The 9,943-nt window shown below is 42.5% G+C and carries 13 protein-coding genes; 12 read left to right on the top strand and 1 reads right to left on the bottom strand.

Annotated elements, in window-relative coordinates; translation table 11 throughout:
- Window positions 1-129: 129 nt before the first annotated feature.
- From EV142_RS05680 to EV142_RS05625, 12 genes are read left to right on the top strand one after another with little or no spacing between them, the layout of a single operon-like run.
- Window positions 130-435 (top strand): DUF4134 domain-containing protein, encoded by a 306-nt coding sequence (locus tag EV142_RS05680; RefSeq protein ID WP_127337609.1) that lies wholly within the window; start codon window positions 130-132, stop codon window positions 433-435.
- 10 nt (window positions 436-445) lie between these two features.
- Window positions 446-775, top strand: a complete 330-nt coding sequence (locus EV142_RS05675; protein ID WP_127337610.1) for a DUF4133 domain-containing protein — start codon at window positions 446-448, stop codon at window positions 773-775.
- Window positions 772-3,279, top strand: a complete 2,508-nt coding sequence (locus EV142_RS05670; protein ID WP_127337611.1) for a TraG family conjugative transposon ATPase — start codon at window positions 772-774, stop codon at window positions 3,277-3,279. The genes EV142_RS05675 and EV142_RS05670 overlap by 4 nt, the downstream gene beginning before the upstream one ends.
- A 24-nt stretch (window positions 3,280-3,303) precedes the next feature.
- Window positions 3,304-3,936: a DUF4141 domain-containing protein gene (locus EV142_RS05665; RefSeq protein ID WP_127337612.1), complete on the top strand. Its 633-nt coding sequence runs from the start codon at window positions 3,304-3,306 to the stop codon at window positions 3,934-3,936.
- A gap of 3 nt (window positions 3,937-3,939) precedes the next feature.
- A complete protein-coding gene (gene traJ / locus EV142_RS05660) occupies window positions 3,940-4,935 on the top strand; it encodes a conjugative transposon protein TraJ (RefSeq protein ID WP_127337613.1) in 996 nt (331 codons plus the stop codon).
- 21 nt (window positions 4,936-4,956) lie between these two features.
- A complete protein-coding gene (gene traK / locus EV142_RS05655; RefSeq protein WP_127337614.1) occupies window positions 4,957-5,580 on the top strand; it encodes a conjugative transposon protein TraK in 624 nt (207 codons plus the stop codon).
- Between the two features lie 11 nt (window positions 5,581-5,591).
- Window positions 5,592-6,020, top strand: coding sequence for a hypothetical protein (locus tag EV142_RS05650; protein WP_127337615.1), 429 nt, complete (start codon window positions 5,592-5,594; stop codon window positions 6,018-6,020).
- 18 nt (window positions 6,021-6,038) lie between these two features.
- Complete coding sequence (locus EV142_RS05645; protein ID WP_127337616.1) at window positions 6,039-6,326, top strand: nitrogen regulatory IIA protein; 288 nt, start codon at window positions 6,039-6,041, stop codon at window positions 6,324-6,326.
- Window positions 6,313-7,644, top strand: coding sequence for a conjugative transposon protein TraM (gene traM, locus EV142_RS05640; protein WP_127337617.1), 1,332 nt, complete (start codon window positions 6,313-6,315; stop codon window positions 7,642-7,644). Before EV142_RS05645 ends, traM begins: the two co-directional genes overlap by 14 nt.
- Before the next feature lie 25 nt (window positions 7,645-7,669).
- A complete protein-coding gene (gene traN / locus EV142_RS05635) occupies window positions 7,670-8,563 on the top strand; it encodes a conjugative transposon protein TraN (RefSeq protein ID WP_127337618.1) in 894 nt (297 codons plus the stop codon).
- Window positions 8,564-8,587: 24 nt separating this feature from the next.
- Window positions 8,588-9,148, top strand: coding sequence for a conjugal transfer protein TraO (locus EV142_RS05630; RefSeq protein WP_127337619.1), 561 nt, complete (start codon window positions 8,588-8,590; stop codon window positions 9,146-9,148).
- 11 nt (window positions 9,149-9,159) lie between these two features.
- The gene (locus EV142_RS05625) at window positions 9,160-9,603 is read left to right on the top strand and encodes a DUF3872 domain-containing protein (RefSeq protein ID WP_127337620.1); all 444 of its coding nucleotides are present in this window, start codon (window positions 9,160-9,162) and stop codon (window positions 9,601-9,603) included.
- A gap of 125 nt (window positions 9,604-9,728) precedes the next feature.
- Here the strand turns inward: EV142_RS05625 and EV142_RS05620 are convergent, their stop codons facing one another.
- A complete protein-coding gene (locus EV142_RS05620; protein ID WP_127337621.1) occupies window positions 9,729-9,938 on the bottom strand; it encodes a hypothetical protein in 210 nt (69 codons plus the stop codon).
- Window positions 9,939-9,943: the final 5 nt, after the last annotated feature.

Here is a 9,943-nt window from a genome sequence, read left to right as displayed (position 1 = left end):
TGTAAGCGCCCATCAGCGCCAAACAATTCCACTCATAGCCACTTTCTTAAAACACATGAAATTCTATAACATCTTTGTCTCTAAACTCGCTAAGTGCGGGAAAAGAGTAACAATTTAACGTGTTTAATTATGGAAAAACAAAGAAAAAAAAACCTGTTGGCAACAATGATAATTCTGACAGGCTTCGGTGCGTTGGCACAAGGCAACGGTACAGCAGGTATTAATGAAGCAACTCAGATGGTCACCTCTTATTTTGATCCGGCAACTCAGCTCATCTATGCTATTGGGGCTGTAGTTGGTCTAATCGGAGGTGTTAAGGTGTACAACAAATTCAGCAGCGGCGATCCAGATACCAGTAAGACGGCCGCAAGCTGGTTTGGTGCCTGTATCTTCCTTATTGTAGCGGCTACGATTCTTCGCTCTTTCTTCCTTTAAAAACTGATATATGAACAATTACAATATCAATAAAGGGATTGGAAATACAGTGGAATTTAAAGGACTCAAAGCGCAGTATCTATTCATTTTTGCAGGCGGCCTGCTGGGTATTCTTGTCCTGGTGATGATCCTGTATATCATTGGGATGAGTTCCTATATCTGTTTAGGGCTTGGTATCGGCGGCGCATCACTTATTATCTGGAAGACTTTCTCGCTGAATAAAAAGTATGGAGAACATGGTCTCATGAAAGCGGGCGCAAAAAAAAGGCACCCACGATACATTATTTGTCGCAAGCCCATCTACCGCTATGTTTCATCAGTAAAAACCAAACCGCTATGAGAAATACCTCAAAAGCCGCCACACTCGAAAATAAGTTTCCTTTACTGGCGGTAGAAAACCATTGCATCCTTTCTAAAGATGCTGATATAACGGCTTGTTTTCAGGTGCATTTACCCGAGCTTTTCACAGCAGCTTCTGCGGAATATGAAGCCATTCACTCCGCCTGGCATAAAGCAATTAAAACACTGCCAGATTTTACAGTGGTACACAAGCAGGATTGGTTTATTAAAGAAGACTATGCTTCAAAAATGGATCAGGAAGAAATAAGTTTTTTAGGGAAATCCTATCAGCAGCATTTTAATGAGCGCCCATTTTTGAATCATTACTGTTATCTCTTTTTGACCAAAACCACTAAAGAAAGAATGCGCACCCAGAGTAATTTCTCTTCCTTATGCAAGGGCACTTTAATACCAAAAGAAATTAGCGATAAAGAAACCATTCATCGTTTTATGGAAGCCGTATCGCAATTTGAAAGAATTCTTAACGATTCCGGATTTGTAAAACTTACAAGGCTGAGTGAAGAAGAAATAGTCGGGACAGATGAAAAACAGGGATTACTAGAGCAATACTTCACCCTCTCAAGAGAAGCCGGAACACCGATGCAGGACATTGTCCTGGGTGCTGAAGAGGTGCGAATCGGGAACAAAAGACTATGTCTGCACACCTTGTCCGACACAGACGATCTGCCTGGTACAGTATCGGCAGATACCCGTTATGAAAAGCTTTCCACAGACCGAAGCGACTGCCGGCTTTCGTTTGCGGCTCCGGTAGGATTGTTATTGAACTGCAATCATATTTACAACCAATACCTGTTTCTGGATAACAGTGATGAGAACCTTAGAAAATTTGAGAAGTCCGCAAGGAATATGCATTCCCTGGCCCGCTATAGCCGAAGTAACCAGATAAACAAAGAGTGGATTGAGCGTTACCTGAACGAGGCACATTCCTTCGGACTTTCTTCTATAAGAGCGCATTTCAATGTGATGGCATGGTCGGATGACCCCGGGGAATTAAAACAAGTAAGAAACGATACCGGGAGTGCACTGGCACTCATGGAATGTAAACCAAGACACAACACTACCGATACAGCAACCTTGTACTGGGCTGGTATTCCTGGTAATTCCGGTGATTTTCCAAGTGAGGAAAGTTTCTATACTTTCATCGAGCCTGCTTTATGCTTTTTCACAGAAGAAACCAATTATCAAAATTCACTATCGCCTTTCGGAATCAAAATGTCAGATCGTCTGACCGGAAATCCCATCCATTTGGATATTTCCGATCTGCCGATGAAAAAAGGAATTATTACCAACCGTAACAAATTCATATTGGGCCCATCAGGAAGCGGGAAATCTTTCTTTACCAACCACATGGTACGGCAGTATTACGAACAGGGAGCCCACGTGCTTTTGGTAGATACCGGAAACAGTTATCAGGGATTATGCGAGCTTATTAAAAGTAAAACCAAGGGGGAAGACGGCGTGTACTTTACTTATACGGAAGACAATCCGATTGCCTTTAATCCTTTCTATACCGATGACGGGGTATTTGATATTGAAAAAAGAGAAAGTGTCAAAACTCTAATCCTTACGCTTTGGAAAAGGGATGATGAACCGCCAACCCGCTCGGAAGAGGTAGCGCTGTCCAATGCAGTAAGCGGTTATATCGAGCGAATCAAACAGGAAACAGCAAAACCTTCATTTAATGGCTTTTATGATTATGTACGCACTGATTACCGCAAAGTACTCGTAGAAAAACAGGTAAGGGAAAAAGATTTTGATATTGCCAATTTTCTCAATGTACTGGAGCCTTACTACAAAGGCGGTGAATACGATTACCTGCTGAATTCCGAACAACAGCTTGATTTATTGTCCAAACGTTTTATCGTTTTTGAGATTGATGCCATCAAGGATCATAAAATACTCTTCCCAATAGTGACCATCATCATTATGGAGGTATTCATCAATAAAATGCGAAGACTAAAAGGGATACGCAAACTGATATTGATTGAAGAAGCCTGGAAAGCGATAGCCAAAGAAGGAATGGCAGAATATATCCGCTATTTATTTAAGACTGTGCGCAAATTTTTTGGAGAAGCGATTGTAGTGACTCAGGAAGTCGATGATATCATTCAGTCACCGATTGTCAAGGAAAGTATTATCAACAATTCCGACTGTAAGATCCTGCTGGACCAGCGCAAGTACATGAACAAGTTTGATGATATACAGGCCATGCTGGGCCTGACTGACAAAGAAAAGGCGCAGGTACTTTCTATCAATATGAATAACGATCCTTCAAGGCTTTACAAGGAAGTATGGATAGGTCTCGGCGGTACACACTCGGCGGTATATGCCACAGAGGTCAGCCTTGAAGAGTATTATGCCTACACCACCGAAGAAACTGAAAAACTGGAAGTGATGAACCTTGCTGCAGAACTGGACGGCAATGTAGAACTCGCCATCAAACGCATTGCAATGGCAAGGCGTGACAAAAAAACAAATAATTAGTAACAAATTTTAAAATCAAAAACAATGAAAAAATTAACGTTTTTGGTGTATACGGCACTTATGCTTGCCGGAGCACCTTCTGTAAAAGCCCAATTTGTAGTTACCGATCCGGCAAATCTGGCATCAGGTATTCTCAACAGCGCCAATGAAATAGTACAGACCTCTAACACGGTGTCGAATGTCGTAAAAAATTTCAAGGAAGTGGAAAAGGTATACAAGCAGGGCAAAGAATATTACGACAAACTCCAAGCGGTAAACAATCTGGTGAAAGATGCGCGCAAAGTGCAGCAGACCGTCCTGCTGGTGGGTGATGTATCGGAAATGTATGTAAAGAATTTTGGCAAAATGATGAATGACCCCAATTTTTCCGCCCAGGAACTGGCTGCTATTGCCAATGGCTATTCGGCACTTCTGGGAGAGAGTACCGAGCTGCTGAAAGAACTCAAACAGATTGTAAATTCCTCCAGCCTGTCCCTTAATGACAAAGAGCGCATGGATATTATTGACCGTGTGTACAAAGAAGTCAAAGAATACCATAGCCTGGTGCGCTACTATACCAATAAGAATATTTCGGTAAGCATTCTAAGGGCAAAGAAGCAGCACAATACAAAAAGAGTACTGGAACTCTATGGAACACCAAACCAAAAATACTGGTAAGCCATGGAATTTAATAACCTTCATCAGGTATTGCGCTCTTTGTATGATGAGATGCTCCCGCTGTCCGCCGATATGGCGGCAGTGGCTAAAGGGGTGGCTGGTCTTGGAGCCTTGTTTTATGTGGCATTAAAAGTTTGGCAGGCACTCAGCCGTGCAGAGCCCATTGATGTTTACCCGCTGCTCCGCCCATTTGCTTTAGGGCTTTGTATCATGTTTTTTCCCACCATTGTACTGGGAACCATCAATGCGGTCTTAAGTCCCGTGGTTACAGGTACCCACTCCATCCTCGAAGACCAAGTGCTTGACCTGAACGAGCTGCAGGCAAAAAAAGACCAGCTCGACCGCGAAGCAATGCTCCGCAACCCGGAAACTGCCTATTTGGTGTCAAACGAAGAATTTGACAAAAAACTCGATGAATTAGGCTGGTCGCCTGCCGATGTCGGGACAATGGCAGGACTGTATATGGACAGGGAGGCTTATAGGATAGAGAAAGCAATAAAGGAATGGTTTCGCAATCTGCTGGAAATACTTTTTCAGGCAGCAGCACTCGTGATCGACACCATTCGAACTTTTTTCCTGATTGTACTGTCCATACTCGGACCAATAGCATTTGCCATATCGGTATGGGATGGGTTTCAATCGACACTCACGCAGTGGTTCAGCCGATACGTCAGCGTTTATTTATGGCTTCCGGTAGCAGACCTGTTCAGTTCGATGCTTGCCAAGATACAATCGCTGATTGTTGAAAGGGATATTGAAATGCTAGCCGATCCGACTTTCATTCCCGATACCTCAAACAGTATTTATATCATCTTTATGATTATCGGTATTGTGGGCTACTTCACTATTCCTACGGTGACAGGCTGGATCATCCAAGCCGGCGGTGCTGGAAACTTTACCCGCAACGTAAACCAAACGGCAATGAAATCCGGAAATATTGCCGGAGCCGGAGCGGGTTCGGCAGTTGGAAATATCGGTGGCAGGCTGATAAACAAATAAAACAACTAATTATTCAAGAAAATGGAATTTAAAACGCTAAGAAATATCGAAAACAGTTTCAGGCAGATACGCCTGTATGCTATTGTGTTTGCTGTGCTCTGCACAGGTGTTGCAGGATATGCGGTATGGAAGTCCTACAGTTTTGCCGAGCAGCAGAGACAGAAAATTTATGTACTGGACAATGGGAAATCACTCATGCTGGCACTCGCTCAGGATGCCTCAATCAACCGTCCCGTCGAAGCACGAGAACACGTAAGGCGGTTCCATGAACTCTTCTTTACACTTGCTCCGGATAAAAACGCGATTGAAAGCAATATGAAAAGGGCATTTAATCTTGCCGATAAAAGTGCCTTTGACTATTACAAAGACCTTTCGGAAAAAGGATACTATAACCGTATTATATCGGGCAATGTGCAGCAGCGCATCGAAATAGACAGTGTGTCCTGCAGCTTTGAGACCTATCCCTATTCAGTACATACCTATGCCAAACAGTTCATTATCCGTTCGAGCAACGTGACAAAACGTAACCTGGTTACGTCCTGTTTTCTGGTAAACTCCGTTCGTTCGGACAATAACCCGCAAGGCTTCAATATCGAAAAGTTCGCCGTGACAGAGAACAGGGATATTGAGGTCGTTAAACGCTAAATTAAAAAGACATGAAACAGATAATTGATTTAGAAACATTCTCAAAAAGCCTTTCGGATAAAGGCTATAACGGCTATTTCCATACGCAGTCTGCACATCCCGGCAGGTTAAAAGAAAGTATCAGTGACTATCTGGAAAGCTGCCAAAAAGGAAAGGAAGTTTTTTCTAACAGCGAATTTACGCTCATAGGCTATCTTAAATGGACAGGTGATGAACACCCGAGAATTGAATGCCGTATGCGGGTGAAACATGAAAACGGAAATTTCGAGCTTCAAAAAATGGAAATAACCCAAAAAGACCAGTTCGGCCAACTGTTAAAGCAATCGAAATTAGAAAATCTTTCAGTAGATACTATGCCAAAAGCGAGTGAAGCAATTGCTATGGTTAGTGATGTTATTGAGCAGGAAACTGTGTCAGCCCGCAGGCATTTCAAACTATAGCTAGAAAACAATATGATTATGAAAAATCTAAGAACCAATATGAGCGAGTGGTTTGACAGGTTGGATCATCGCTGGAAAGCACTGCCAGTAGAAAAACAACACAGCTGTACACTATACTTTTTTGCAGGATATGTACTGATTACTGCAGGGGTCATTTTTAAAACAGTACTCGATACGGCGGGATCCGATAATGATATGGAGATCAGGCATATTGAAAACCCTGCCCTGAAAAAGAAAGAAAGTCCTCCGACTTTAGGGGACAGTTTGATCACAATTCTAAAAAATAAAAATTATGAAGGAAAATGAAAAAAAGGTCAGCCTTCTTATTGAAGAAGGGGGCCAGAACAACACATCCAATCTTGCTGATGATCAAAAAAGCAAGCAGGAACGGCTTAAAAAACCACTGGTATTCGTTTTAATGGGCATCCTATTTTTAGGCTGTATGTACCTGATATTTAAACCGTCTTCCTCGGAAAAAGAAATCGAAAACATCGGACTCAACGATGCCGTACCGCAGGCAAGTGATGCAATAATGCAGGCAGACAAGCAAAAGGCCTACGAACAGGAGATGCTGGAAGAGAAAGACCAGGAAAAACAGAGTGCCCTTACCACGCTGTCGGACTATTGGAACGAGGGCAGTTCAGCCGATAACTCAACAGCAGTACCTGATGAAGAAGACCCAGACAATGGAACTGGCGTCGGTACTGGAAAATCCGGCAACCCGGCACTCAACAGCTATCGCAACGCACAAAGTACATTAAGTTCTTTTTATAAGGACGATAACAGCGAAACACAGGAACTCCGCAGGCAGCTCGATGAGCTAAAGGAAAAGCTGGCTGAAAAGGAAATACCCGCCGGAGTAACGACAACTGACCAACTGGCACTCATGGAGAAATCCTATCAGATGGCTGCCAAGTACCTACCCTCAGGAACCGTTACCAATCAGGTCCCAAACAGCAATAGCACTAGTACTGTTACTCCTGCGGCTATACAGGAAGGAAATTTTGCACCGCTCGTCCCAGCAGGAAAAAGCCCAGTATCATCGCTGTACCGCGAACCCAGTGATAGTACTTTTTTGGCAGAATGGAGCGGCGCCAGAAACCGCAGTTTTTATACGGCTGGTTCGTCCAAGCAAGTGGTAAAGCCAAAGAACAGCATCAAAGCCTGTGTACAGCAAACACAGACCATTATCGGTGAAAGCTTGGTACAGCTGCGTTTATTGGAACCTGCCCAGACTTCTGGCCGTATCATTCCCAAAGGTACCATCTTAACGTCCGCGGCTAAGATTCAGACAGGGCGTTTACAGCTAAAAGTTACTTCCATAGAAGTGGACGGTACTGTCATCCCTGTCGAAATCACCATCTATGACCTTGACGGACAGCAGGGCTTGCCCGTGCCGTATTCACCGGAAATGAACGCCCTTAGCGAAATGGCCGGCAATATGAGCCAGCAATCAGGAACAAGCCTCATGCTGACCCAATCGGCAGGACAGCAGATAGCCGCAGAGATGAGCAAAGGAGTGGTTCAGGGGATTTCCGGTTACTTCTCCAAAAAAGTAAGGACACCGAAAGTTACCCTAAAATCTGGGCATCAGGTTTTTCTTGTTTCAAAAAATAAAAAATAATAGTAAACTTAAAATCAATTACATAATGAAAAATCATTTAAAAATCTTTTGGGCTTTTGCCTTAATGATCGGCTCTATTGTGTCCTCTATGGCACAGGATGCTGTACAATCGCCACTTACTATGGGCGCTATACAACCCTATCAGATGGAAGTAACTTATGATAAGACTTCCCATCTGATTTTCCCCACTGCCATCCGTTATGTGGATCTCGGAAGTGAATACCTGATTGCCGCAAAGGCTGAAGATGCAGAAAATGTGCTTCGTGTAAAAGCATCGGTAAGGGAATTTGAAGCTGAAACCAATTTTTCGGTGATTACCGATGACGGCCGCTTTTACAGTTTCAACGTGTATTATAATCTCTCTCCCGAGACATTAAGCTACAGCCTTTTGACAATGCAAAAAGCAGTAGATAAATCTGCAACAAACGATGCGCTTTTTGAAGAGCTGGGCAATAATTCGCCATCTCTGGCAGTACTGCTGCTGGAAACCATCTATAAAAAGGACACACGTTTTGTAAAGCATATCGGGGCGAAAAGTTTTGGTATTCAGTTTATCCTTAAAGGAATTTACATCCATAACGGTAAATACTATTTCCATACCCAGCTGGAAAACCGCACCAATGTTCCTTTCCAGATTGATTTTATCAATTTCAAAGTGGCGGATAAAAAAATAGCCAAACGCACCGTGATACAGGAAAGATCACTGATACCACTTCGAACCTATAAGCCGCTGGATGAGATTGGCGCAAAAGCAAGCGAACAAAACGTTTTCCTAATGGACCAGTTTACCATTGCCGATGACAAGATTCTGCAGATCGAGGTTTTCGAGAAAAACGGTGGCAGGCATCAGGTACTTCAGGTTGAAAATTCGGATCTGATAAAAGCGCGACTCATTAATGATATGCACCTGAAATTTTAGTAATCCATTAAACGACAAAATAAAATGAAAAAATATATCTATACTGTAATGCTTATTTTGATGGGCATCACAATAGCACAGGCACAACGCATGCTGGCAAAACAAAAAGGACTGGAAGTAAATGCAGGTGTGTTATCCAATGATAAAATTGGCAATGATTATTACCTCAATATCGGTATGACCGTAAACGGCAAAAATGGTCATTACCAGCTGTGGTCGTTGGAATATACGCACCAATACCACGATTATAAAGACCTCATTATACCGCAGGAAACCTATACCGCCGAGGGCGGGTACAGTTTTTTCCTACTGGGAGATGCTCATATGAACATTACCCTCAATGCCGCAATAACCGGCGTAGTCGGTTATGAAAGCATCAATCGGGGTGAAACTATCTTGTATGACGGAGCAAAAATACAAAGCGAGGATAATTTTATCTACGGAGTTGGTGGACGTTTGACTATTGAAACCTACCTGTCAGACCGATTTGTATTAGTGCTGCAGGGGCGTACAAAAGTCTTTTGGGGTACGGATCTGGAACAGTTCCGGCCATCGGCAGGTGTGGGATTAAGATTTAATTTTTAAAACGAAAAACTATGAAAACATTTTTTAATAAGTTCACAATAGGATTACTGCCGTTAATACTGGCAGTGCTGATAAGCTCTGTTACACTCTTGTCCTGTGATAAGGGCGAATTGGAGATACAGAATGATTTCCCTTTTGAGGTAAAGGTGATGCCCATATCTAAAGACATTGCTAACGGCGATACTGTGGAAATAAGGTTAACCATACAGCCAGCGGGTAATTACACGGGCACGCAGTATTTCATCCGCTACTTTCAATTTGACGGGCAGGGAACCTTGCGGTATTACAATGAACCGCCTTACCAGCCCAATGATCTGTACGGGATACCAACAGCTCAATTCAGGCTGTATTACACTTCAAATTCCACTGTTTCCCAGTCTTTCGAAGTATGGATTTCGGATAATTTTGGAAATGAAAAACAAGTGAGTTTTGAATTGAACAGCATAAATAGATAAAATCAATAAGGATTGCTTTATAATAAAATGACCTGCTGCATTATAGCAGGTCATTTTTATAATTTACTTTTTATGATAGAAATCTTTAATCTAACCCCCATCGTTCATTATTCTAAAACAGAAAATTATGAAATACCTATAATGTACTGTTGCTTTTCCTGTACTAATATCTCCACCCTGTGAGAACTATTATTTCCCTGATGTGCCAAAGCATCCTGAATCGCTTCTTTTTTTGTCGATCTCCATTCAGATTTAAGATCTTTTTCTTTACAAACAGCTTTATATTGACGCTCAGATGTAAAGGCATTGCTTTTTAAAATAGTACTTTTTGCCATAATAT

The sequence above is a fragment of the Flavobacterium circumlabens genome, assembly GCF_004345565.1.
GTDB lineage: Bacteria > Bacteroidota > Bacteroidia > Flavobacteriales > Flavobacteriaceae > Flavobacterium > Flavobacterium circumlabens.
This window is presented reverse-complemented; position numbering and strand designations above follow the sequence as displayed.

Bases quoted from the DNA above. Each gene is read 5' to 3' on its own strand.
- EV142_RS05650 (WP_127337615.1), top strand. From the start codon at position 5,592: ATGAAACAGATAATTGATTTAGAAACATTCTCAAAAAGCCTTTCGGAT.
- traN (WP_127337618.1), top strand. From the start codon at position 7,670: ATGAAAAATCATTTAAAAATCTTTTGGGCTTTTGCCTTAATGATCGGC.
- traM (WP_127337617.1), top strand. From the start codon at position 6,313: ATGAAGGAAAATGAAAAAAAGGTCAGCCTTCTTATTGAAGAAGGGGGC.
- EV142_RS05665 (WP_127337612.1), top strand. From the start codon at position 3,304: ATGAAAAAATTAACGTTTTTGGTGTATACGGCACTTATGCTTGCCGGA.
- EV142_RS05680 (WP_127337609.1), top strand. From the start codon at position 130: ATGGAAAAACAAAGAAAAAAAAACCTGTTGGCAACAATGATAATTCTG.
- EV142_RS05670 (WP_127337611.1), top strand. From the start codon at position 772: ATGAGAAATACCTCAAAAGCCGCCACACTCGAAAATAAGTTTCCTTTA.
- EV142_RS05620 (WP_127337621.1), bottom strand. From the start codon at position 9,938: ATGGCAAAAAGTACTATTTTAAAAAGCAATGCCTTTACATCTGAGCGT.
- EV142_RS05675 (WP_127337610.1), top strand. From the start codon at position 446: ATGAACAATTACAATATCAATAAAGGGATTGGAAATACAGTGGAATTT.
- EV142_RS05645 (WP_127337616.1), top strand. From the start codon at position 6,039: ATGAAAAATCTAAGAACCAATATGAGCGAGTGGTTTGACAGGTTGGAT.
- traK (WP_127337614.1), top strand. From the start codon at position 4,957: ATGGAATTTAAAACGCTAAGAAATATCGAAAACAGTTTCAGGCAGATA.
- EV142_RS05630 (WP_127337619.1), top strand. From the start codon at position 8,588: ATGAAAAAATATATCTATACTGTAATGCTTATTTTGATGGGCATCACA.
- EV142_RS05625 (WP_127337620.1), top strand. From the start codon at position 9,160: ATGAAAACATTTTTTAATAAGTTCACAATAGGATTACTGCCGTTAATA.
- traJ (WP_127337613.1), top strand. From the start codon at position 3,940: ATGGAATTTAATAACCTTCATCAGGTATTGCGCTCTTTGTATGATGAG.